1 pseudogene is annotated in these 439 nt (G+C 60.4%); it reads right to left on the bottom strand.

The features are described 5' to 3' along the window. Positions 1–439 (bottom strand): annotated as a pseudogene (locus LPW29_RS15380) (Rpn family recombination-promoting nuclease/putative transposase); the annotation flags it as partial.

The raw sequence follows: 439 nt of genomic DNA, 5'->3' as shown, positions 1-439 counted from the left end.
GAGCAGCCCCAGCTTGAGCAGGTTGATGGCTGTTTCACGGGCATTTTCCTGCCGACCCTTCTGTAAGCCGATTTGCTCGCCCTTCTGTCGTTCCTTTTCCGCCCAGTTCTGAAGATTCTCCGCCAACATCGCATTGTCCTCCACCAAACTATTGACCTGATCCAGCGCCTTCTCTGCCTCGGTACCCAGCCGCCTGAGGTGACGTTTGAGCCAGCGGGTGATCACCTCGTCCAGACGGGCCTTCTCCGGGTGTGCCCGGATACGCTCTGCCAGGCGCTTCACCGCAGCCTGCAGCGCATCCACATCCTTGGACGCCTTCTCCACCTCGAAAATCCCGCTCAGCGGCGTGTCCCGCTCCGCCAGTTCGTCCTCGCTGAAGGCCGATTCGTTCACCAGATAGTAGCGCAGGTGGGGCTGATAGACCCGCATGAAAACCGGG

Source organism: Ectothiorhodospira sp. 9100 (assembly GCF_022227565.1).
GTDB classification, from domain to species: domain Bacteria; phylum Pseudomonadota; class Gammaproteobacteria; order Ectothiorhodospirales; family Ectothiorhodospiraceae; genus Ectothiorhodospira; species Ectothiorhodospira marina.
Note: the sequence above shows the minus strand (reverse complement) of the source record. Positions and strands in the feature narration are given on the sequence as shown.